The sequence below is a fragment of the Streptomyces griseus subsp. griseus genome (assembly GCF_000720255.1).
In the GTDB taxonomy this organism is placed as follows: Bacteria; Actinomycetota; Actinomycetes; order Streptomycetales; family Streptomycetaceae; genus Streptomyces; species Streptomyces griseus_I.
In genome coordinates this window covers 1-22,520 of sequence record NZ_JOJE01000013.1, presented here as the reverse complement: position 1 = coordinate 22,520, position 22,520 = coordinate 1, and the positions used below count along the sequence as shown (strand labels likewise).

Annotated in this window: 17 protein-coding genes, 1 tRNA gene and 1 pseudogene; 4 read left to right on the top strand and 15 right to left on the bottom strand. The window is 70.1% G+C overall.

Annotation, left to right across the window (positions count from 1 at the left end; translation table 11 throughout):
• Positions 1-72 precede the first annotated feature (72 nt).
• The gene (locus IG99_RS45580) at positions 73-1,887 is read left to right on the top strand and encodes an FHA domain-containing protein (protein WP_078947787.1); all 1,815 of its coding nucleotides are present in this window, start codon (positions 73-75) and stop codon (positions 1,885-1,887) included.
• A 33-nt stretch (positions 1,888-1,920) separates the two neighbouring features.
• Here IG99_RS45580 and IG99_RS18825 read toward each other — a convergent pair whose 3' ends face one another.
• Positions 1,921-2,904, bottom strand: a complete 984-nt coding sequence (locus IG99_RS18825) for a methyltransferase domain-containing protein (RefSeq protein WP_037675500.1) — start codon at positions 2,902-2,904, stop codon at positions 1,921-1,923.
• An 85-nt stretch (positions 2,905-2,989) separates the two neighbouring features.
• On the opposite strand from IG99_RS18825, the gene IG99_RS18820 reads away from it, so the two are divergent.
• Positions 2,990-3,403, top strand: coding sequence for a globin (locus IG99_RS18820; RefSeq protein WP_037675498.1), 414 nt, complete (start codon positions 2,990-2,992; stop codon positions 3,401-3,403).
• Between the two features lie 60 nt (positions 3,404-3,463).
• Here IG99_RS18820 and IG99_RS18815 read toward each other — a convergent pair whose 3' ends face one another.
• The 9 genes and pseudogenes from IG99_RS18815 to IG99_RS18775 all read right to left on the bottom strand — a co-directional run bounded on the left by IG99_RS18815 (position 3,464) and on the right by IG99_RS18775 (position 12,780).
• A complete protein-coding gene (locus IG99_RS18815) occupies positions 3,464-4,156 on the bottom strand; it encodes a hypothetical protein (RefSeq protein ID WP_037675496.1) in 693 nt (230 codons plus the stop codon).
• Positions 4,153-4,569, bottom strand: a complete 417-nt coding sequence (locus IG99_RS18810; RefSeq protein ID WP_037675494.1) for an acyl-CoA thioesterase — start codon at positions 4,567-4,569, stop codon at positions 4,153-4,155. Before IG99_RS18810 ends, IG99_RS18815 begins: the two co-directional genes overlap by 4 nt.
• 6 nt (positions 4,570-4,575) lie before the next feature.
• On the bottom strand, positions 4,576-6,240 hold the full coding sequence (ettA, locus tag IG99_RS18805; protein WP_037675492.1) for an energy-dependent translational throttle protein EttA: 1,665 nt from the start codon (positions 6,238-6,240) through the stop codon (positions 4,576-4,578).
• A 219-nt stretch (positions 6,241-6,459) separates the two neighbouring features.
• Positions 6,460-6,880: pseudogene (locus tag IG99_RS47635) on the bottom strand (UTRA domain-containing protein); the annotation flags it as partial.
• Between the two features lie 152 nt (positions 6,881-7,032).
• Positions 7,033-10,458 (bottom strand): tetratricopeptide repeat protein, encoded by a 3,426-nt coding sequence (locus IG99_RS18795; protein ID WP_234311888.1) that lies wholly within the window; start codon positions 10,456-10,458, stop codon positions 7,033-7,035.
• 80 nt (positions 10,459-10,538) lie between these two features.
• Positions 10,539-10,871 carry a trypco2 family protein gene (locus tag IG99_RS18790; RefSeq protein ID WP_037675491.1) on the bottom strand — a complete coding sequence of 111 codons (333 nt, stop codon included), beginning with the start codon at positions 10,869-10,871 and terminating at the stop codon, positions 10,539-10,541.
• Between the two features lie 318 nt (positions 10,872-11,189).
• Entirely contained in the window at positions 11,190-11,468 is a 279-nt protein-coding gene (locus tag IG99_RS18785; protein ID WP_158973201.1) for a hypothetical protein, read from the bottom strand.
• A 79-nt stretch (positions 11,469-11,547) separates the two neighbouring features.
• A complete protein-coding gene (locus tag IG99_RS18780; protein ID WP_158973200.1) occupies positions 11,548-11,826 on the bottom strand; it encodes a hypothetical protein in 279 nt (92 codons plus the stop codon).
• A 438-nt stretch (positions 11,827-12,264) separates the two neighbouring features.
• Positions 12,265-12,780: a hypothetical protein gene (locus IG99_RS18775; protein ID WP_037675488.1), complete on the bottom strand. Its 516-nt coding sequence runs from the start codon at positions 12,778-12,780 to the stop codon at positions 12,265-12,267.
• 855 nt (positions 12,781-13,635) lie between these two features.
• Here IG99_RS18775 and IG99_RS18770 point away from each other — a divergent pair.
• Positions 13,636-14,967: a phosphatase PAP2 family protein gene (locus IG99_RS18770; protein WP_078947785.1), complete on the top strand. Its 1,332-nt coding sequence runs from the start codon at positions 13,636-13,638 to the stop codon at positions 14,965-14,967.
• A 91-nt stretch (positions 14,968-15,058) separates the two neighbouring features.
• Here the strand turns inward: IG99_RS18770 and IG99_RS18765 are convergent, their stop codons facing one another.
• The 4 genes from IG99_RS18765 to IG99_RS18750 all read right to left on the bottom strand — a co-directional run bounded on the left by IG99_RS18765 (position 15,059) and on the right by IG99_RS18750 (position 21,335).
• Positions 15,059-16,480, bottom strand: a complete 1,422-nt coding sequence (locus IG99_RS18765) for a Cys-Gln thioester bond-forming surface protein (protein ID WP_234311887.1) — start codon at positions 16,478-16,480, stop codon at positions 15,059-15,061.
• A 300-nt stretch (positions 16,481-16,780) separates the two neighbouring features.
• Positions 16,781-17,248 (bottom strand): single-stranded DNA-binding protein, encoded by a 468-nt coding sequence (locus IG99_RS18760; protein WP_037675480.1) that lies wholly within the window; start codon positions 17,246-17,248, stop codon positions 16,781-16,783.
• Between the two features lie 378 nt (positions 17,249-17,626).
• Positions 17,627-19,723, bottom strand: a complete 2,097-nt coding sequence (locus IG99_RS18755; protein ID WP_037675478.1) for a YfjP family GTPase — start codon at positions 19,721-19,723, stop codon at positions 17,627-17,629.
• Positions 19,724-19,727: 4 nt separating this feature from the next.
• Entirely contained in the window at positions 19,728-21,335 is a 1,608-nt protein-coding gene (locus IG99_RS18750) for a dynamin family protein (RefSeq protein ID WP_037675475.1), read from the bottom strand.
• A gap of 322 nt (positions 21,336-21,657) precedes the next feature.
• Between IG99_RS18750 and IG99_RS18745 the strand changes: the two genes are divergently transcribed.
• A tRNA-Arg gene (locus tag IG99_RS18745) sits at positions 21,658-21,730 on the top strand.
• 179 nt (positions 21,731-21,909) lie between these two features.
• Here IG99_RS18745 and IG99_RS18740 read toward each other — a convergent pair.
• The gene (locus tag IG99_RS18740; RefSeq protein ID WP_051865547.1) at positions 21,910-22,281 is read right to left on the bottom strand and encodes a hypothetical protein; all 372 of its coding nucleotides are present in this window, start codon (positions 22,279-22,281) and stop codon (positions 21,910-21,912) included.
• Positions 22,282-22,520 lie beyond the last annotated feature (239 nt).

Sequence of the window (22,520 nt, the reverse complement as noted above, 5' to 3'; positions counted from 1 at the left end):
GCGAGCCTGACCCCTTGGGGTTGGTAAAAATCCGGCCGAGAGCGGCCGGAAGGGAAAGGGGGAAGCGCCGACATGCCGACCTGCCCGAACGGACACCAGTCGGGTTCCGACGACTGGTGCGAGGTCTGCGGTCACCGCATGGCCGGTGCCGTGCCCCCGCCCCCGCCTCCGCCTCCCGGCGGCGGCTACGGCTTCCCGCCCCCCGGCCCCGGCGGTGCCCCCGGCGGCCCGCAGGGACGTCCGCACCCCGGTGCGACGGACCACGAACCGGAGCTCTGCCCGCAGTGCCGCACGCCCCGCGAGGGCGGCGCGCCGTTCTGCGAGGAGTGCCGGTGGAACTTCCTGACGAACACGGCGACGTCGTACACGCCGGCCGCCCCGCGCCCGCCGGCGGGCGGTCCCGGTGGTCCGGGCGGTATGGGCGGCCTGGGCGGTATGGGTGGTCCCGGCGGCATGGGTGGTCCGGGTGCGCCTGGAGGCCCCGGTGGTCCTGGTGCGCCGCGCTTTCCGCAGGGGCCCGGCCAGGGCCCCGGCCAGGGCCCCGGCCCGGGTCCGTCGTACGGCGGCGGTGACTCGTTCGACTACCAGGGCTCCCGCCCGTCCCAGGTGAACCGCCCCGCCGAGCCGATCCCGCCGGGCCCGCCCTTCGGCGGCGACCCGTCCCGGCAGCCGGGCCCGCCCGGCTTCGGCGGCGGGCCGGGGGGCCCTGGTGGGCCTGGTGGCCACGGCGGCCCGAACCCGCCTGGTCCTCCTGGATTCGGTGGCGGTCCGTCGGGCCCCGGTGGGCCTGGCGGTCCAGGTGGGCCTGGTGGTCCCGGCCAGTCCGGACCCTCCGGTTTCGGCGGTGGCCCCGGCGGCCCCGGCCCTCATGGTCCCGGCGGCCCCAACCCGTCCGGTCCGCCCGGCCCTTCCGGCTTCGGCGGCGGCCCCTCGGGCCCCGGTGGGCCTGGCGGCCCAGGTGGGCCTGGCGGCCCGAACCAGCCCGGCCCTCCCGGCTTCGGCGGCGGCCCCGGTGGACCTGGTGGCCCCGGCGGTCCCAACCCTGCTGGCCGGCCCGGGCAGCCCGGCCGGCCCGGTCCCTCCGGCTTCGGCGGCGGCCCTGGTGGTCCCGGGGGCCCCGGCGGCCCCTCCGGTCCGCCCGGTTTCGGTGGCGATCCCTCGCGGCCGGGTCCGCCTCCGCCCGGCCCCGGTGCCACGGCCGGCGGTCCCCCGCAGGCGTTCCAGCAGTCCGCGCCGCCCGGATACCCGCAGGAGACCGGTCGTCCACCCCAGGGCGGTCCGTCCTTCGGCGGCGGTGACGACGACTGGGTGATCTCCCCGCCGTCCGGCGGACCCGGCCAGGGCGGCGGCTACGGCTACCCCCAGCCCGGTGCCACCACCGGCGGACCCGGCCAGGGCGGCGGCTACGGCTACCCCCAGCCGGGCGCCACCACCGGCGGTCCCGCCCAGGACGGCGGCTACGGCTACCCGCAGCAGGGCACCGGCACCTGGACGGCGACGATCGGCCCGGACCGCGCGTACTTCATGGCGATGATGCAGCGCTCCGGCCCCGAGGCCACGGGCCTGAACCTGCCCGCGTACTCGCCCGAACAGCAGCGCGCCCTCACCGGCAACCAGATCACCATCGGCCGCCGCCGCCACTCCACCGGCGAGACCCCCGACATCGACCTGTCGGTGCCGCCGGAGGACCCGGGCGTCTCGCACCAGCACGCGGTGCTGGTGCAGCAGCCGGACGGAAGCTGGGCGGTCGTCGACCAGAACTCGACGAACGGTACGACGGTCAACGGCGGCGAAGAACCGATCCAGCCGTTCGTCCCGGTCCCGCTCCAGGACGGCGACCGGGTCCACGTCGGCGCCTGGACGACGATCACGATCCGCCGGGGTTAGCCCGGCAGGTCCAATGGGTTCACGTCCTCGGCGTCACCGGAGGGGCCACACGTAGGGTCCCTCCGGGTCGTCCAGCCACGCCCACTCACCGTCGCCGGCGACCGTGATGCCGTAGCGCTCGCGCTGGGGCATGCCCTCGCGCTCCCACAGTGCGTACGCCTCCTGCGGTTCGAGGCTGTCCCGGGTGAGCGCCAGGAGGAACCGGAACAGATCGTGCTCCCTGGCCCGGCGCGGCACACCGGCCGGCGGGGTGTGCTCCCGCTCGGGGCGGGCCTCGCCGCGCAGCGGAACGAAGTAGGCGGGCGAGTGCAGGAAGTGCCCCTCGGCGTGCCCGGCGTCCCGTACCGTCAGCGCGATCAGGCCGGTGGCCAGCGGACTCAGGATGCGGGCACCGGGGCGGCACTGGGTGATCCAGGCGGGCGGGACCGACGGCAGCGTGCAGGTCGCGACGATCCGGTCGAAGGGGGCGCGTTCCGGGACCCCGCGGGCGCCGTCGCCGGTGACGACGGTGGGGTGGTACCCGGCGTCGGCGAGGTGCCGGCGCGCGGACTCGGTGATCTCCGGCTCCAGGTCGACGGTGGTGACGTTCTCGTCGCCGAGGCGGTACGAGAGCAGCGCCGCGTTGTATCCGGTGCCGGCGCCGATCTCCAGGACCCGGTCGTCGTCCTCGACCCGCAGCTCGGCCAGCATCATCGCCATCAGCGAGGGCTGGCTGCTGGAGGAGAGCAGCTCACCGTCGCGCAGCCGGGTGGCCAGCGGGGTGTCCACGTAGGCGCCCCGCATCCAGCGCTCGCGTGCCCTTGGGTCGGGACTCTCGACCCAGCGGCGTTCGTAGCCGCCGACGACGCCGACGTAGTAGTACGGCACGAAGAGATGGCGTGGGACCGCGCGGAAGGCGTCCTTCCACCCGGGGTCGGCACGGAAGGCCCCGCTCGCCTCGATCTCCCGCACCAGCTCGGCGCGTGCGGAGACGGCGAGGTCTTCGAGTTCCTGTTCCTGGAGGTCCTGCGTACCCATGGGTCCACTGTCCTGCGTGGCCGGGCGGGAAGCGAGCACCCGGGCGGTCCTAGGCCTTGAGTCCTCGGCCGCCCGGTCTGAGACCATGGGGGACGTGAAAGAGATTCGGCGCGGCACGCTTCAGGAGCAGACCTTCTACGAGCAGGTCGGCGGGGAGGAGACCTTCCGTCGGCTCGTCCACCGTTTCTACGAGGGAGTCGCCGAGGATCCGGTCCTGCGGCCCATGTATCCGGAGGAGGACCTGGGCCCGGCCGAGGAACGTCTCACGCTGTTCCTGATGCAGTACTGGGGCGGCCCCACGACATACAGCGACAACCGCGGCCATCCCCGGCTGCGCATGCGCCACGCCCCGTTCACGGTCGACAAGGCAGCTCATGACGCCTGGCTGAAGCACATGCGTGACGCCGTGGACGAGCTCGGCCTCTCCGAGGAGCACGAGGAGACGCTGTGGAAGTACCTGACGTACGCGGCGGCGTCGATGGTGAACGCGCCGGGCTGATGCCGGTGGTGAACGCCGGGCTGATGCCGGTGGTGAACGCACCGGGCTGATGCGCGGGTCTCAGCGCACGCTGAGCCCCAGCGCCCCGAGCCCGGTCCGCTCTGTCCGCCGTACCGCGACGGACCCGTAGGGCGTCCGCAGCCTGAGCCAGGCCCCCGAGGAGAACAGCCCCACCTCCGCCTGCGCGGGCTCCCCACCTGGGCGCAGGAAGCCCAGTGACTGGGCGGCGTGCACGGCCCGCACCGGCAGGTGGGTGCCGCCGATGGAGCGGGACCAGATGTCACGGCCGATCCGGTCGAGCTCGGCACGGTTGTGCCCCTCGGGCGCCAACTCCTTCGTACGCGAGCGGAATTCGGCGACGGCCGCGCCGACCGTCGCGCGCAGCGCGTCCGGGGAGGGCAGCCCCGGCTCGGGCTGCCATCCGCCGCGCGGCGGCAGCACCCCGGCCCACGGCGGACCGGTGACCGCACCCGGAACGGCGGCGGTCGCCGCCGTCTCGTCCACGGTCTCCAGGAGCTCACCGGCGGACACGGTCACGTCGAGCGTGACGTCGAGCCCGTCCTCGTAGGGCTTGGCGAGCCGTACGGCGCGGATGGCCAGCACCTCGAAGGAGGGAGGCCGGCCGAACACGGCGAGGGCGGTGCCGGCCGCCTGGAGCCGGACCGCCGCGCCACGGTCGTAATGGAGCAGCCGGGAGAGGAAGGCCGCGAGGTCCGCCGCCTCCCCCTCGTCGGCGAGGTGGAGCACCGTCATGCGGCGACGGCCTCTCCCTCGTCCGCGTCGTCCGTGTACTCCCGGAGGAACTCGCGTTCCTCCCCGGTGAGCCGGCGCGGGCGCTGTGCCTCGAAGTCGAACGGCACGACCACCGTCGAGGCCCGTACGTAGACCAGGTCGTCGTCCTTCACCTCGTAGGTGATGGTGAAGGACGCCGCCCTGATCTCACTGACCCACAGCTCGATGTCCACCGGGTGGTGCCGGTGGACGAGCTGCCGCTTGTAGTCGATCTCATGGCGTGCCACCACGGACCCCTGCTGGAAGTCCTTCTCCGGCCGGAAGAGGAAGTTGATACGCGCTTCCTCCAGGTAGCGCACGAACACCGCGTTGTTGACATGGCCGTACGCGTCCATGTCCGACCAGCGCAGTGGGCAGCGGTAGATGTGCCGCAAGATCGATCAGCCCCGGGTCAGCTTCTTGTAGGTGGCACGGTGCGGACGGGCGGCGTCCGGTCCGAGCCGCTCGATCTTGTTCTTCTCGTACGACTCGAAGTTGCCCTCGAACCAGAACCACTTCGACTCACCCTCGTAGGCGAGGATGTGCGTGGCCACGCGGTCGAGGAACCACCGGTCGTGGGAGACGACCACGGCGCAGCCCGGGAACTCGAGCAGCGCGTTCTCCAGGCTGGAGAGCGTCTCCACGTCCAGGTCGTTGGTGGGCTCGTCGAGGAGCAGCAGGTTGCCGCCCTGCTTGAGGGTGAGCGCGAGGTTGAGGCGGTTGCGCTCACCGCCGGAGAGGACACCGGCCGGCTTCTGCTGGTCGGGGCCCTTGAACCCGAAGGCGGAGACGTAGGCGCGGCTCGGCATCTCGACCTGGCCCACGTTGATGTAGTCCAGCTCGTCGCTCACGACGGCCCACAGCGTCTTCTTGGGGTCGATGTTCTCGCGGCTCTGGTCGACGTAGGAGATCTTGACCGTGTCGCCGACCTTGATGGAGCCGGAGTCGGGCGTCTCGAATCCCTGGATCATCTTGAACAGGGTCGTCTTGCCGGCACCGTTCGGCCCGATGACGCCGACGATCCCGTTACGGGGCAGCGTGAAGGACAGATCGTCGATGAGGACCTTCTCGCCGAACGCCTTGTTGAGGTCGGCGACCTCGACGACGACGCTGCCGAGGCGCGGGCCCGGCGGGATCTGGATCTCCTCGAAGTCCAGCTTCCGCATCTTCTCGGCCTCGGCGGCCATCTCCTCGTAGCGGGCGAGACGCGCCTTGGACTTGGCCTGGCGCCCCTTGGCGTTGGACCGCACCCAGTCGAGCTCTTCCTTGAGCCGCTTCTGCCGCTTGGCGTCCTTCGCCCCCTCGACCTTGAGGCGGGTCGCCTTGGTCTCGAGGTACTTCGAGTAGTTGCCCTCGTAGCCGTGCAGACGGCCGCGGTCCACCTCGCAGATCCATCCGGCCACGTTGTCGAGGAAGTACCGGTCGTGGGTGACCGCGACGACAGTGCCCTCGTACTTGGCGAGGTGCTGCTCCAGCCAGTTCACCGACTCGGCGTCGAGGTGGTTGGTGGGCTCGTCGAGCAGCAGCAGGTCCGGGGCCTCCAGGAGGAGCTTGCAGAGCGCCACGCGGCGCTTCTCGCCACCGGAGAGGTTGGCCACGGGCCAGTCGCCGGGCGGGCAGCCCAGGGCGTCCATGGCCTGCTCGAGCTGGGCGTCGAGGTCCCAGGCGTTGGCGTGGTCGAGGTCCTCCTGGAGCTTGCCCATCTCCTCGAGCAGCGCGTCCGAGTAGTCGGTCGCCATCTGCTCGGCGATCTCGTTGAACCGGTCGAGCTTGCCCTTGATCCCGGCGACGCCCTCCTGGACGTTCTCCAGGACCGTCTTCTCCTCGTTCAGCGGGGGCTCCTGAAGGAGGATGCCCACGGTGTAACCAGGCGTGAGGAAGGCGTCACCGTTCGACGGCTGCTCCAGCCCCGCCATGATCTTCAGAACGGTCGACTTACCGGCGCCGTTCGGACCGACGACGCCGATCTTGGCACCCGGAAGGAAGTTCAGGGTGACGTCATCGAGGATCACCTTGTCGCCGTGCGCTTTACGCGCCTTGCGCATGGTGTAAATGAACTCAGCCAAGAGAAACCGTCCGGCAGCTTGAAATCAGGCAGTGGGCAGATACACCCCATCTTGCCGCACCGCCACCCCTGGGTGGAAACGCGTATGGTTGGGGGGCCCTGACCAGGGGTTTCGTGATTGGCGGTTGAGACTCGCTTGTCACTGTCGGTCGCCGCCGGTCGGCCTCGGGCGCCCTCGCACGGCCCAGGGACGGCCCAAGAGTGAAGGCCTGCGCCTGGCCTATCGGCTGATCGGGATCTCGTAAACGATCTCGCAGTGCACCGCGGGCACCACGATGTCCGCTGTCTCCACGGGGCGCCCGCCTGTCGTGGCTCCAGCTGCTCCACGGCATGGGTGACGGTGACACCGATCGCGGCCATGCGGTTCACGACGCCCGTTCCGGCATGCGGCACCCCTCGGGAAGGACGACGAGAGTACCGGCGGTGAGGTCGTACGGCTCCCAGCTCGTGGACAGCTGCACCGGCCTGCCGTCAGCCAGGAACTCGTACGACGTCCAGACACACAGGTCACCTTCGGCGATGCCCAGCCGGGCCGCGATGTCGGCCGGGGCCTGCACCTTGGCGTCGGTCCTGCTCGCCCAGTCGCCCCGCTTGCCCATGGCCTTCATGTCCGCGCGGAACGGCGACCGTTCGGGCTGCTCTGAGGGGATCGGTCATTTGAGGCCATGGTTGCCTGACCCATCGTGTCTGCGAGACCGGCTGCCTTCTCATGTTCGCCCGCTGTTCCCCGCTCGATCTGGTCCGCTTGGGGTGCGAAGTTTGGATAGCAGCCGCCATGAGGCCGGCCGACGGATCAAGTTTCCGGAATTTGCTTCAAGAACTGCCGTATTTGGAGCGCCTTCTTCAAGTCTGCCGTGAACACCTCGGGGCGCTGCTCGGCCAGACTTCGGTAGGTCTCGACGGCGCAGGTGGCGGCGGTAAGTGCCTCCTCCGGCCGTCCTAGGTTCGCGAGGTGGGCGGACTGGTTGTTCAGCGACATGGCGAGGTAGGGGAGGAAGGCGTCGGGGCGCTGCTCGGCCAGGCTCTGATAGGTCTCGACGGCGCAGGTAACGGCGGCCAAGCCATCCTCCAGCCGTCCCAGCTTCGCAAGGTGGGCGGACTGGTTGTTCAGCAAGCCGGCGAGGTAGGGGAGGAAGGCGGCTGCTCGGCCAGAGCTTCGCGGATCTCGACGGCGCGAGTGACGGCCGTCAGTGCCTCCTCCAGCCGTCCCAGGTCCGCGAGACGGTTGGACTGGTTGTGCAGGGAGCCGCTGCTCGGCCAGAGCTTCGCGGATCTCGACGGCGCGAGTGACGGCCGTCAGTGCCTCCTCCAGCCGTCCCAGGTCCGCGAGACGGTTGGACTGGTTGTTCAGGGAGCCGGCGAGGTTGGGGAGGAAGGCGTCGGGGCGCTGCTCGGCCAGGGCTTCGCGGATCTCGACGGCGCGGGTGACGGCGGTCAGTGCCTCCTCCAGCCGTCCCAGCTTCGCGAGACGGTTGGACTGGTTGTTCAGCGAGCCGGCGAGGTCGGGGAGGAAGGCGTCGGGGCGCTGCTCGGCCAGGGCTTCGCGGATCTCGACGGCGCGGGTGGCGGAGGTCAGTGCCTCTTCCAGCCGTCCTAGGTTCGCGAGGTGCGTGGACTGGTTGTTCAGCGAGCTGGCGAGGTAGGGAAGGAAGGCGTCGGGGCGCTGCTCGGCCAGGGCTTCGCGGATCTCGACGGCGCGGGTGACGGCGGCCAAGCCATCCTCCAGACGGCCCAGCTTCGCGAGGTGGGCGGACTGGTTGTTCAGCGACATGGCGAGGTCGGGGAGGAAGGCGTCGGGGCGCTGCTCGGCCAGGCTTTGATGGGTCTCGACGGCACGGGTGCCGGCGGCCAGTGCCTCCTCCAGCCGTCCCAGCTTGGCGAAGTGGTTGGACTGGTTGTTCAGCGAGCCGGCGAGGTTGGGGAGGAAGGCGTCGGGGCGCTGCTCGGCCAGGCTTTGGTAGGTCTCGACGGCACGGGTGCCGGCGGCCAGTGCCTCCTCCAGCCGTCCCAGCTTCGCGAGGCGGGCGGACTGGTTGTTCAGCGAGCCGGCGAGGTCGGGGAGAGTGGGATCGTGTGTGTCGTGGTGCTCGACCAGGGCCGTGCTGAGGTCGGCGGCCCACTCGCTCAGGGCAAGGGTGGAGTTCGGTAGCAGGTTGCTGAGGCGGTGCAGCAACGTGATGTCCTGCGTGGTGCGGGTCAGATGCGCCAAGGCGGCAATCAAGGGGGCGGGGTGGGGCGTGCGTGTGGCTGTGCTCAGGGCGGCCGGTCCCAGCGGGTCCGGGGCGATGGCGACGGCATCGCACAGGATGCTGCTGATCACATCCCGGTGATGGGGGTGTTGGGCAGTGCGGGCCAGGACGGTCAGGGCCTGCGCGGCATGTGTGTCGGAGAGCGTGGTCAGGATGCGGGTGAACAACGCAGGTTCACGGCTGGTCTGGGCGCCGAGGTGGTATTCGGCGATCCGGTCGGGTTGCAGGCTGCCCCACACGGAACCGGCTGGAGTCGGGTAGAGATCTGCCAGCCAGGTGGTCAGCTCCCCGCAGACGGCGGCCGCACTCTCGTCGGCCAGACCGGGAAGCTGTGCCAGGAGTGTTCGGGCGTGATCACGGTCGGCGGCGGAGACCAGACAGGCCAGGGCAACGGCGAGAGCACGGGTTTCGGTTCCGCTGCGCTCCCCGTTCAGGCCTCGTCCGGGAGTGGCGGCGGCATCGTCCCAGTACTTGCGTTCGTGTCCCAGCAGCCGACCTTCCAGCGCGGGGGCCCGGCCCGGAAGCTGGGGAATACCGGTGGCATCCAGCAGAGCGAGGAGGGCGGCCATCTGCACCGACAGCGGCGTGTCGAACTCCGCACCGGCCAGTGCCGGTACTGCGGTCGCAGAAGTGAGGGCGGGCAGCAGGGCCGCCCAGTCGGTCAAGGGGAAGAGCCGGCGCAGTGGGGTGGTGAAATCGCCGAGGGCCTGCCGGTAGGCGATGGCGCGCTCTTGGGCGGTGTGGTGCAGTGCAGGGACCGGTGTGACGAGGGCTGTGCTCAGGGCCTGGCCGTGGGGGTGTTCGGTGGCCCGGGTCCACCAGTCGCCTGCGGCGCGAGCCAAGGCCAACACGCGTACGGGACTGATGGTTTGCTCGTGGTCGACCGCCTCCAGCAGTGCATGGAGTTGCGGGGTGCGGGTTTCGGCGTAGTCGACGACGACCAGCAGCGGCCGGCACGCCTGGGACAGGGAATCCAGCGGCACCCCCGTATCGGTGGTCAGGCGGATCGCGGCCCAGCCCTGCCTCGTCATCCGGGCGGCGAGTTCGGCGGCCAGCCGGGTCTTGCCCGCACCGCCCGCCCCGGTCAGCAGCCGAGCCTGCACCAGACTCTGCTCCCACTCCCACATCCCGGCCGAAGCGCCGTCGTCAGGGGTGGGTTGCGCCTGGTCCGGGGTCGGCTGGCACCAGAAAGTCAGGTCGTTGAGCAGATTTTCCCGTCCCATGAAGGACACCACCGCCTGCTCCGGGCGCAGCAGATCAGCGGGGGAGCGTGGCGGCCGGGGGCTTGCGGTGCGGTCGGTGAGGTGTTGCAGGTCCGCGGGCTCCAGCAGCATGGCCCGCCCGGTGTGCTCTTCGACCAGCTCCCGCACCTTCTGGTCCGACGCCAGTACGTACGCTGGGACGGCCTCCAGCTGGTTGTGGCTCCAACCGGGCGGATCACCGGCCACCACACCGGTCAGCAGCGGCGCCATCCCCGGTGTACTGCCGCACCACAACGCGGCCCCGGACATCCCACCCCACGGCGAGGCGCCCCCATGCGACTCCGCCCCCATGCCAGCGACCAGGACGTAGCGGTCTCTGTCCCTGCCGCTCTCCGGCAGGACCCGCCCCGCAATCTGTACGAGCGAGACCGCATCCCTTCCGGCCTGCCCCACCACCGGATAGCCCAGGGCCTGAGCGGGGCAGGCCTGCATGGTCACCAGCCGCCCCCAACGAACCCCTGGTAAGGGCCTGTCCGACAGATCTTCCCCGGCCAGCAACAGCGCCGCGTCCCACCCCTGCGGACCGTCCTCGAACCGTTCCCACACCACCTGGCACGGCACCCGCCCGGCCCGACCCGGCAGTTGCGCCGACACCTGCCCGTGGTCCTTGAGCACGTGCGCGGCCGTCAGCACCAGTCGGCCGCCCAGTACATACCCGGACCCCCGGGCATCACCGGACCGCACCACCGCCACCCGCGCCCGCTCCACCCCGCACCCCTCCCCATCCCCAATCAGAGCCCAGAGGCAACCCATTCCCCTGGGCCCACAGCGTGTGATGCAGCCCTGCGCTACTCGCCGAACTTCGACCCCAGCATCTCGCCCGTGGAATCCGGCTGGTCGGTGTTCACGTGATAGGCGCCGTTGGTCATGGTGTCCTTCGGCGTCAGCACCAGCTTCACCCGGTGCACCGACGCCTTCGACACCGACGCCTCCGCACCGGCCGATACCACCCACGCCTTCAGCCCGGCCTTGCCCTTGCCTTCCTTACGCATCTCCACGGAGAACTCCAGCTCCACCGGCCCCACTTCAAACCGTGGCCCGGTACCACTCCCCGCCGCCGCAGCCACCAACTCCGCCCGCAGGTACTCCACAGCCTCTGCAATCGCGATCTCCGCAGACACTTCAGCCCCCTCTCTCGGAACAACACATAACCACCGAACACGCTGGACAGCGCACCTCAGCAGACGACCACCACCACCTCATAAGTTCCCACAACACCCCAACCGCCAAAAGGTGATCGAGACTCATCTGGAAACGTCTTGACCTGATCGCAGACGGTCGAACCAGCACAGCCCAACTCAAGGTCGGTGGAGTCACAATGGGGCAGTCAAGCCGGATGCGATCTCGAAAACCGTCGTGGCGCGAGTCACCGTGGGTTCAAATCCCATAACCACCGCCAGTGACTGCGGTTCCCCGTGATCTCGCGATCACTTGGCCCATCAAGCAGGCGTGCACTTCTCCTTCACGGCCTTGTAGAAGTCGTCGGCGAACTCGTCCTCCGACATTGCAGAGGCGTACGAGGGGACGTGGATGGGGTGCTGTGGGTCGTGCGCTCGGTATGCGGCGCAGTACTCCTGTTGCTGCTTCTTGGTGCTCTCGTACCAGGCCGCTTCCCCTGGCGACCTGGTCGGATGCAGTGGCTTCGGCTCCTCCTGCGTGCACCCTGCAAGTAGGGCGGTCAGCGACAGAGCCAAGGCGGCTATGGATACGCGTCTCACACAGTCTCCCGGTGCTGAAAGCGAAGGTCGGTGGAATGTTGATGGCCGAGTCAAGGGGCTGTGTCTGTCGCCGGTGCTGTCAGGTGTCGGTGACGGCAACCTCTTCGAGCAGGTTCAGGGCTTGATTGTGGAACCGGCGTTCGGCGTCGCGGCATGGGGCGTCGATGAAGGCTCGCTGAGCTTCGGCGAGATCGCAGTTCAAGAGCCCCATGGTCACGAACACGGCTTCCACGCCGTGACACCCGTTGTCTTTGAGGAACTGCTGGAGCGCGTCCCTGTCTCCGGACACCTCCCAGACGGGCCGGGCGGTTTCCTGCATGGCAGCGATGCGCGCTGATCGTTCTGCGTCGAAGCTCACTGGGCCGTCTCTCCGGGATGGGTCCTCAGACTATCGCCGGTGATGGGCCCGGTGGCCCATTTACGCGACCGAGCCACTGGTGGGCGCAGGGTGAAAGACCTTCCATCGCGCAGGAGGGCCCACAGGATGCTTGAACCCCTCGGCCCGCTGCTTCAAGTAGTAGTCACGGTTTGGTGGCCCCACACCGGGGAGAGCTCCGCCACTACCGCGTGATCGCAGGGCTGGCCGCCCTCGCCGCATGGGGCGTCGACGGCCCAGAGGACAGCCGAACTGAACGGCAACCCCCTGCACGCCGCCGGCGACCGGAACGGCTTCGGCACCGATCTGCCCACCGCGCCCCTGGATGTGGATGGCGGGCAGATCGGCTTGTTGCTTCACTTCAGCGGCCGGAACGGCGTGCTGAAGGTGGTCGGGGACGGCAGTGCGTCAGTGCCGCCGTCAGACCGAGCTGGTGGCCGAGAAGCCGTAGTTGCGGACGCCCTTGCCGTCCTCGTCCCAGTTGAGCCTCAGGGCGCCGTCGACGTATGCGCTCTTGCTCCCCACCTTCTTCTTGATCGTGGACGAGGTCCACGAACCGTTGCCGCTGCCGTTCATGGCCGCCAGCTTGTCCTGGATGTCGAAGTCCTTCTTGACCAGGACAGTGTCCGCGCCGGCGTCGGCGTGCTTGAGGTACAGCCGGAAGCCGGCGCTGTCGAAGGTTTCATACAGGTGGTCGGTTCCGGAGTACCACGGAGGCGCGTCCCAGCTCACCGTGGCCTTGGCGTAGACGTAACTACCGGACCGGGCCACGCAGTTCTTGACGGTGAAGTCCCAGTTGTCGCCCCAGGGGCCGGAGTACCCAGCGTCGTCGATGGTCTTGGAACTGCTCTTGCACTTCCAGCTCAGCGCGGACGCCGGGGAGACGGCCAGCACCGACGCGCCGACGACGGTAGCTCCGACCAGCGCGACCGACATGGCCTTCCTGCTGGCGGACGACCGCGGCCTGGGCGCTATCCGACGCAGACTCAGTTTCATGGGTCCCCTCGTTTTTGGTGTTGGGTTCTGCTCTGCCTGGACAGAGTTCGATCACCCTACAACGCCTTCGCGTCTGCACATGATCCAGGCAAGTAGCGGCGCCCACTGAGCAGTTGACCTCGACGCCGAAAACGTCAGGCTGCCGTCGCCCATGACGTCCCGGCTCGCGTGGGCGCAGGAAGCCTGCGCCTGTCAACCAGCCGTTGATCTTCATCAGCCCGCTCGACCGCCGGGGGGCCACGGGCATGCCCGCACCACCGCCGCGCTACCGAAATCAACCGCCACAGGGATGCCCGCGGTAATCCCGACCGCAACCGCCGCACGGGCGGCAGCGATCACAGCTGGGCTCGGATTGCCGGACGGCAAGTGACCTGGTGCCTGCCGAAGCCTTCGGGACGAGCGGCCCAAAGGGCACTGGCCTCCGACTGTCCGGGCTGAGAGGGTGAGCCGGTGAGTCATCGGGTTCGGGACGCCTCCACTGCTGCGGCGTCTGTACAACGACGCATCCTGGGCTGCGGGCCACATGTGGTGCAACCACCAGAGATCGGCACGTCGGCAGGAGCAGTGACGGTGCACACACGGCTCGACAGCCAGCCCGCCGCCGGGCGCATTGAGCAGCTGCGACGGGCCAGAAAAGTGCGTATTTGTCCATCCTCGGGCGCCGAAACATGGCTCCGATAACATGTTCGAGCTCGCGGTGGTTTCCCATCGCTTTTTCCTCTACCTAGCCATCAGCGTGAATCGGCCAAAAAATTGATATCCAGGGCATCGCGGGTTTTTTCGCGAATAAGCGGCATGACTTCGTTGATCGTGGGGCGCCATTGGCGCGCGATGCTGTGGGTCGCGGCGGGTGTGGTGGCGCTGGGATTCCTCATCACGCTGGAGATCGCCGCACGCCGCTACGGTGAACCGGGGCCGATCACCAACCAGGTGCAGGCCCTGATCCTCGCTCCCAAGCCGGGGCCGCTGTACGGCGGCCTGGGGTTGATGATGGTGGTGCTCACCTGGCGGCAACGGCTCATCGCGGCCGGCGCCGCGATCGGCATCGACGCCGTCCTCCTGCTGGTGCGATGGGCGGCCGGCGCCGAGATGACCGACGGCTACTCCCTCGGCACGGGTGCGCTGTGGGTGATGCTGGGCTCCGCGGTCATCGCTGTCACGCGCCGCACCGGCCGTGAGCGCGTGCTGCTGCTGAAGGGCGTCGGGCTCGGCCTGTTGCTGGTGGCCGCCCGCAAGACCGGCGACACCTGGCTGCTCATCACTGCGAAGAGCCGCCCGATGGTCCTCGACCAGTACGTGGCCATGGCCGATCACGCACTGGGCAACCCGTCGTGGCTGGTGGGCCGGATCGTCAAGGCCACCGACCCCTTCAGCGGCCACCTTCTCCAGCTGGTCTACGGGCAGCTCGCGGTGGCCGCGGTCGTCGTCGCGTTCTACCAGCTGCGCGACGTGGCGGTCGAGCGGCGCTTCCCGCGCCACCATCTGGTGCGCACCTTCCTGGTGATCGGCCTCCTCGGGCCGGGCATCTACATGCTCTTCCCGGTGGTCGGACCGGTCTTCGCCTACGGCCCGGGCGCCTCCGGCACCGGCGGCGTGCAGTGGGCGGCGGCCAACTTGTGGCCGCACACGTCGCTGCCGATCAGCACCCCGGCCCCGATGACGTACGACGGGATCACCCCGCGCAACTGCATGCCCAGCCTGCACACGGCGTGGGCCGTCGCGATCTTCATCCACAGTCGCAGGGCCCCGCGGCTCCTGCGGTTCGCGGGCACGTTCTGGCTGATCGCCACGCTCACCGCGACGCTGGGATTCGGCTACCACTACGGCGTGGATCTCATCGCCGGCGTGGTGTTCGCGCTCACCATCGAGGCCGCGCTGCGCTCGCTCGACCGCGGCTGGGACCGGGCAGGAATCCAGCTGGTCGTCCACGGTGCCACGGTCTTCGCCGCGCTCTTGGTGTCGTACCGCTACCTGCCGGTGGAGATGGCCAGACATCCGGAGGTGTTCGGGCCACTTCTCATCCTGGTGATGACCTCAGTGATCTACGGCTACGTACGGACCACCAAACGGTGGGAACCGGCGGTCGGGCCAACGCGTCAGCCGGAACCGCAACCCGAACCGGTGTGACGAGTTCGCCCGCCTCGTCGGCCTCCCTCGCTCACGGCAGCCGGGAGCTGCCTCGTCCCGTCAGAGAAAGCTGTTGGCGTCCGTCCATGGCTCAGCGCTCGGACGCGTCCTGCTTGCGGCGGAGGAGGACCAGGGCCGTGCCGCCGATCAGCACCAGGCCGATGGCTGTGCCGGCGATCAGGGGGGTCGCGTCGGAGCTGCCCGTCGCGGCGAGGTTGGGGTCTGGGGCCGTGCCGCCTACCGTGGCGGGGCTGGGGTCGCTGAGGGTTTGGATGGTGGTGCCGGTGACGGTGGTCTGGGTCTTGCAGTCGAGGACGCCGGTGAAGCGCTGGGAGGCGGCACCGGGGGCTTCGATGGTGAAGTCGTAGGGCTGGTCCTCTTGGAGGCGGATCGTCACCGTGCGGGACTGGCCCGCGGGGATGGCGTGCTGGAGCCCCATCAGGTCGAAGGTGTACGGCTCGTCGCCCCGGTTGGTGGCGGTGATGTCGACCCCGCCCTTGGTGCAGTTCTTCGCCGCGGACAGGGCCGGGACGGCGCCCTGCGTCGCCCAGGTCGCGCTCGCCGTCGCCGAGACCGTGGACTCGCTGGAGCCGGCCAGGATCTGGGTCTGGCTGCGGGCGTCGGAGGTGAAGGCGCGGCCGACCGGGACGGTGGTCGAGGCCTGGACGGTCAGGGCGGAGGTACCGGACGCCGCCGCGTCGGCGGGGACGTCGAAGAAGAGCCGGCTGCCGTCGGTCGCGGAGGTGACGGGCTTGCCGTCCTTGCCGACGATCCGTACGCGGCTGGTGGCCGCGTCCGCCGGGGGCGTGATGGTGACGCTCGAGGCGTTGGTGTGGACGGTGACCGGACCCAGCGGTTGGCCGGGACGGCCGGAGACCGCGGGCGGATCGAGGGTGAGGGACGCCTTGGGCTCCGCCACGGCACGGGCGCTCTTGAAGAGGTAGTCGGCGAGCTTCTCCGCCTGCGGGTCGACGGCGTCCACGTCCGCGCCGTCCGAGTAGCGCCAGATGGCCACCTGAGTGCCGGCCGCAGCGTCCTGTTCGGTGAGGCCGCCGCTGATGCCCGCCTTCCCGGCCAGGGAGGCGAGGTCGTTCACCTGGGGATAGGAGTGCTGGAGGATCCAACTGATCCTTCCGGCGTCCTTGTTGACACCCAGCGAGGTGCCGCTCCACGGCGTCTCGTGGTATTTGGCGTCCCGCTGCGTGGGGGTGTGCAGGTCGACGCAGTACGTCTGGAGGGTGCCGCCCCCGTCGACGGACATCTCGAACAGGCCCGCCGAGACCTCCTGGTCCCCGTCGGCGTCGTGGATCACGGCGGTGCCGTACGTCTTCAGGCCGCCTATGGTGGCGGTCGCCCCGCCCTGGGTCTGCGCCGTCTCGTCCGCGGCGGCCGGGCCGGCGCCGAGCAGCACGCCGGCTGCGACCAGCCCGGACACGAGCGAGGCGGCGGCGAGGCGAGCCGCCCCTCGCCCGTGCGCGGACGGCGCGGACAGCCCGGAGAGCGAAGCAAACAAAGAAATCCCTTTCGCACAGGCCCCGTTGACGTGGACGTGGGGTCCCACCAGCAGAATCACGAGCCTCAAGAGCCTCATGTGCTCTGTCGGGCATCCTAGGGATGTGGCGCTCCGCGCCCCCCGATGATCTCGTACGACAACCCGATCCGACTCGGAATCGTTATCCCCAAGTCGGGCCGTGAGCAGGGTTATCGACAAATCCACCGCCGTGTGACGTGCACATTCATCGATAAGCCCCACTTCAGCCGTACTTCAGCCGCACTTCGGTCAGCTTCGGTCAGCTCCGGACACTTGCTGACATCACGTCACCGCCGCTGGTTCCAGCACCTGTTGGGCTGCCGAGGATGAATTCGCCGACGGTGTTTCCCAGTTGGGCTCCGACTGCGACGGGGTGGCGCCGGGCGTCTCCGGCCTGTTCGCCCGCCGGAAGGCCGACGTGCCCCGGGCCAGATCGTGGCCGATGGCCACCGCGTCGAGGTCGGCCGAGGTCCAGTTCTGGCCTTCACGTACTTCCGTGCGCACCTTCAACCTGCCCTGCACGATGACGGGATGGCCGATGTCCAGCGACGCCACCACGTGCGTGGCGAGCTGCCGGTTGGCCCACACCGTGAAGAAGTTGGTGTGTCCGTCGGTCCAGGTGTTCTTCTCCCGATCCCAGTAGCGCGAGGTCACCGCCAGCCGGAACCTGGCCGACGCCCCCGTCGCCAGCTCCCGGTACACCGGCCGCGTCGCCACATTGCCCACCGCGCAGACCATCGTCTCGTTCATCGCGAACCCCTCCCCCGCCCGGATGTACGGACCGGGCGGAAACGCGTACGGGTCCGTCCCGTACGGCTGCGAGACAGACTGCCTCCGCCGGGACGAACCCGCTGAGCACTGTGGACCACCGCTCATCTGTGGAAAACTCCACCACCCGAACGAGGGAACGACCGCCGTCCCCGTTGTCCCCGTTGTCCCCGTTGTCCCCGTTGTGGATCACCCCGCTTCAGGGCCCGAGGCCCACGCCCCAAGCCCCAGGCCCCAGCTCCCAGGCCCCAGCTCCCAGGCCCGAGCCCCAGGCCCGAGGGACGGAGCCGCAGCCCCGAGGCCCAGCCTCACGACCGGTCGCGACTCACCTCGCCGTCGCGACTCACCTCGCGTCGCGACTCACCTCGCCACCGTCCCCGCCCCCACCCCCGTCACCTTCGCGTACTGCTCCCGCACCTCCCGGTACCGCAGCAGCTCCGCCGCCACCGGATCGAGGACCCGGGCTCGGCCGCAGCCCGCCGCCGCCTCTCTCAGGCGCCGCTCCGCGTCCTCGCCGTACCGCCGTGCCGGGCCGCGTGCGGCCATCCGGCAGCTCCACTCCACGATGGGCCCGCCCACGATCCCGGACAGCATCAGCAGCACGGGCACACCCAGGTTCGGCGACATGACCCCGACGATCTGCCCGACCAGCCAGAGTCCGCCCACCACCTGCAGCAGCGTCATGCACGCCTGGATCAGGACGGCCACCGGCCACCAGCCCGGCCGCGGCGGACGTCCCGGCGGCAGTCCGGCCCGCGCCGCCAGTTCGTCCAGCGCCTCGGGCAGCCCCTGTGAGCCTCGTACGGCCGCCTCGCGCACCGCCTGCGCCCACGGCACCGGCAGCCCTGCCGAGGCCCGGTCGGCCACCGTCCGCACCGCCTGCTCGACGCGCTGACGCGCCGTGGCCTCCTCGTCGGCCTGGGCACGCATCGACATCCGGCCCGTGGCGGGTTCGCGTAGGTCGGTGTACCAGCGCCACAGCCGCAGCCACGGCGTCCCGCACGCGCGGTTGGCGTTGCGAAGCCACGCCCGCTCGGCCGCCTCGCCCGCCGCGGTGGCACCCACCGCGTCCGCGAGCCGCGCGGCGAACTCGTCCCTCGCCTCTTCGCTGAGCCCGGCGCGCCGGCCGGTGACGTAGACGGGCCGCAGCCGCCACGCCGCCGCGTCCACGTCGGCCGAGAGCCGGCGCACCGGCGCGCCCTGCTCCGCGACGAACTGGCCGAGTGCCTCCCGCAGTTCGCCCAGGCCGTCTCCGGTGAGCGCGGACAGCGCGAGGACGGTCGCGCCGGGCTCGCCGTACTCCCCCAGGGCGATGCCGTCCTCGTCGAGCAGCCGCCGCAGGTCGTCGAGGACCAGCTCCGTGGCCTCCGCGGGCAGGCGGTCGGTCTGGTTCAGTACGACGAACATGACCTCCGCGTGGCCCGCCATGGGCCGCAGATAGCGCTCGTGCAGGACGGCGTCGGCGTACTTCTCCGGGTCGACCACCCAGATGACCGCGTCGACCAGCGCCAGGATGCGGTCCACGTGCTCGCGGTGCTGCACGGCCGCCGAGTCGTGGTCGGGCAGGTCGATCAGGACCAGCCCGCTCAGCTGGGCCTCCGCCTCGGGGCTCTGCACCGGGCGACGGCGCAGGCGTCCCGGGATGCCGAGCCGGTCGATGAGGCTCGCGGCGCCGTCGCTCCAGCTGCACACGATGGGCGCGGCGGTCGTCGGCCGTCGTACGCCCGTCTCCGAGATGGTCACTCCGGCGAGCGCGTTGAAGAGCTGCGACTTGCCGCTGCCGGTGGCGCCCGCGATGGCGACGACGGTGTGCCGGCCGGAGAGCCTGCGCCGTGCGGTCGCCTCGTCCAGGACCCGGCCCGCATCCGCGAGGGTCCTGCTGTCGAGCCGGGTCCGTGACAGCCCCACCAGCTCGCGGAGCGCGTCCAGCCGGGGCCGCAGGTAGTCGTCGTACGCGAGCGAGGCCCCGTCCTGCGAGTCGGTCACCCGTGCTTCCACCGCCACCGCGGCGGCCTGCTGCGCCCTCGCGGAAGCGCCGGCCGGTGCACCGGCATTCTCGGTGACCCGGCGTGCGATCAGGCCGTCGTCCCAGGCCCCGGTGGAGTCGGTACGGCCGGTGGAGCCCGTAGGACCGGAAGCGTCCGTACGACCCGGAGCGTCCGTATGACCCGGAGCGTCCGCATGACCTGGAGCGTCTGTACGACCCGGAGCGTCCGTCCGTTTGCCGGCGCCGCCACGGCCCCAGAGCCTCTTTCGGCGCGCGGTGTCGGTGTCGGTGTCGGCGCCGCCCTTCACGCGCGCGTGCCCGGCATCGTTCTCGGAGTCCTTCGGCCCCTCGGAACTGTTGCCGGGCTCGCTCCCCGGTGGTCGCTTGTTGTCATCCGTGGGGTCGGTGTGCTCGCTGTTTCCCCCGTGATCGGTGTGGCCCGTGTGGTCCTGGTCGGCGACGGCGGTCACCCGGTCACCTCTCCTTCTGCAGTACGGACAGCGCGGCGATGAGTTCGGCCTGGGGTTCGGCGTGGACGTCAAGTCCGTCGAGCGGGGCGAGGCGGCGTTCGCGTTCGGTGTGGATCACCCGGTCCAGGTGCTCAGCCAGCAGCCGCCCGCCGCGATCCCGCAGCCGCAGCGCTCCGTGCGCGCCGATCCGCTCGGCGAGCGCCTCGCCGGTGGACCGCGCCCGGCGGCCGCCCAGCAACGCGGTGGCGACGAGCGCGGCAACCACCTCGGCGTCGGGCGCGACGCTGCGTTCGATGTGGCGCACCTCGTCCTCGGCGTACTCCTCGAGCTCCCGCCGCCACCGCCGTACGGACATGCCGATGCGATGTTCGGCGCTCTCCGACGACGGGCCGCCGCCCGCCAGCCCCGGGGCGGCCGCCGCCGGTTCACGACGCCAGGCTTCGTCGACGCGCTCGTCGGCGGCGGTGACGGCGCACAGCAGGAGGGTGGTCAGGCTCTCGGCGAGTGCGTCGAGGAGTTCGCCGGCAGTGCAGTCGAGGGGGAAGGCGCGCCAGCGCTTGAGCGCGTCACCGGCGAGTACGGCCCCGTTCTGCAACCGTGCCCGCACGCGCGTGTACTCACCGTCGTACGCCGCGTCGACGGCGGCGGTGAGCCGCAGCGCGGCCGCGTACTGAGCGGCGGCCGCGCCGGCCAGCTCGGGCATGCGGGACTTGAGGGAGTCGAGCACGCCGCCGGCCGTACGGGCCATGGCGTGGTGGCGTGCCGTGGGGTCCTGGGCGTGGTGGACGAGCCAGGCGCGCAGGGACGCCACGGCGGTGGCCGGCAGCAGTCCCGCTCCCCAGGTGGACTCGGGCAGCTCGGGCACGGTGAACCGCGGTACGTCGCCGAGTCCGGCCTTGGTGAGCAGGGCGCCGTACTGTCGGGACACCTCGGAGACGACCTGGTGGGGCACGCGGTCAAGGACGGTGACGAGGGTGACGTCGTACTCCTTGGCGGCGCGCAGCAGGTGCCAGGGCACGGCGTCGGCGTAGCGGGCGGCCGTGGTGACCATGATCCAGATGTCGGCCGCGCAGAGCAGCTCGGCGGCGAGGACGCGGTTGTCGGCGACGAGGGAGTCGATGTCGGGGGCGTCGAGGAGAGCCAGGCCGGGTGGCAAGGTGTCGACCGTCTGGATCCGCAGCACGCGCGAGGGGTCCTCGCCCGGGAGCAGCAGGTCCTCGCCCGCGTCCTGGTGGGGCACCCACAGGCGCGTGAGGTCGGGCAGGACGCGCATGCCGCTGAACCAGTGCTGGTCCTCCGGGTGACAGACCAGTACCGGGGTCCTTGTCGTGGGCCGCAACACGCCTGCCTCGCTGACGCGTCGCCCGACGAGTGAGTTGACGAGCGTCGACTTCCCGGCGCCGGTGGACCCGCCCACGACGGCCAGCAAGGGCGCTTCGGGTTCCTTCAGCCGGGGCACCAGGTAGTCGTCGAGCTGGGCGAGGAGTTCGTCGCGGTTGGCACGCGCGCGTGGAGCCCCCGCCAGGGGCAGCGGGAAGCGTGCGGCGGCGACACGCTCGCGCAGGGCGGAGAGAGCGTCGAGCAGCTGAGGCCGTACGTTCAAGGTCACCACATGCGAAGAATGCCCAATTTTAGGGGAATTCTGAAGCATATGGGCATGTCAGCGCGCCGACGGGAATCAGAGGGACAGAAGGGACGTCTGGGACAAGGGCGCAGCGCAGGCATAACGAGTACACAACACCCGAGGTGCGAGACACCAAAAGCGGTGCACGATTCGTACCTGCCTGCGATTATCAGGACCGCTTCACCGAACCTCCACATTGAGCCACGGAGGCGAAGCAACAGGGACAAGGATCCGGGAGCCCTATCCTTGTCCCCGGCAACGTCACGGATCAGCCCACACCCGGGCACCACGTGCGAGGCCACCACACCCGGCCCCCGTAGCTCAGTGGATAGAGCAGGCGCCTTCTAAGCGCTTGGCCGCAGGTTCGAGTCCTGCCGGGGGCGCACGTCTCCGCCCTCCCCTTGAGGGAGGGCTTTTTGCTGGTCAGGGTAGGTGACGCTGGACACAGCGAAGCCCCGGACTCCCTATTGACGATCGAGGGCAGACTCCGGGGCTGTCCGGCTGTCACCGGGTTTTCGCGGGTGGTGGTGTCGAATACGCGTCGAAGATCCGGGCCGCGGGATCAGCCGACGGACGGCCGCTCGGGAAGATCTACGGCACCTTCAAGTTCAAGCCGCCTCTTCAGTTCGGGCAGCCGGCCCTCGGCGCATCGGGCGTAGGTCGCCAGGAGCACGGCAACGCTGTTCCCGGCCCACTCGGCCACTTGGGCGGGCGGGATGCCGTCGTTGAGCCACTTCGTCAGGCGCGTGTTCCGGGTGTCGTAGACGCGCCGCCCGGTGGGCGACTCGAAGACGTGCGGGGGCAGTACGGCCTTACGGGCGTTGCGCGTATTGAACGCCCACTCACGAAGAGCGGTGCGCACAGAGGCAGACGCGAACTGCGTGGGCTTGGCCCGCAACAGCGCGATGGTGGTCGCGGTCAGCGGCTTAACCACGTTCTACGGCTGTAATCGCCCTCGTACGACGCCGCACCAGTGTTCTGTGGGCCCTCCTGCGCGACGACCGGGTTTTCACGCCCACCCCGCCCATCACGCAGACGGCTTGACTCAGCCCGACGCCACAGAGACGTCAGCGTGGTTGAGCTTGTTCCGCTTTGACGGACACCATCGGTGTGGTGGTCAGGCTGCGAGTGCGGTCTCGTATTCGGCGGGACTGCGGTAGCCGAGGCTGCTGT

What these genes read in the sequence shown, in the direction of transcription:
- IG99_RS45580 (WP_078947787.1), top strand. Translation starts at nt 73, where the DNA reads ATGCCGACCTGCCCGAACGGACACCAGTCGGGTTCCGACGACTGGTGC.
- IG99_RS18825 (WP_037675500.1), bottom strand. Translation starts at nt 2,904, where the DNA reads ATGGGTACGCAGGACCTCCAGGAACAGGAACTCGAAGACCTCGCCGTC.
- IG99_RS18820 (WP_037675498.1), top strand. Translation starts at nt 2,990, where the DNA reads ATGGGGGACGTGAAAGAGATTCGGCGCGGCACGCTTCAGGAGCAGACC.
- IG99_RS18815 (WP_037675496.1), bottom strand. Translation starts at nt 4,156, where the DNA reads ATGACGGTGCTCCACCTCGCCGACGAGGGGGAGGCGGCGGACCTCGCG.
- IG99_RS18775 (WP_037675488.1), bottom strand. Translation starts at nt 12,780, where the DNA reads ATGTCGGTCGCGCTGGTCGGAGCTACCGTCGTCGGCGCGTCGGTGCTG.
- IG99_RS18770 (WP_078947785.1), top strand. Translation starts at nt 13,636, where the DNA reads ATGACTTCGTTGATCGTGGGGCGCCATTGGCGCGCGATGCTGTGGGTC.
- IG99_RS18760 (WP_037675480.1), bottom strand. Translation starts at nt 17,248, where the DNA reads ATGAACGAGACGATGGTCTGCGCGGTGGGCAATGTGGCGACGCGGCCG.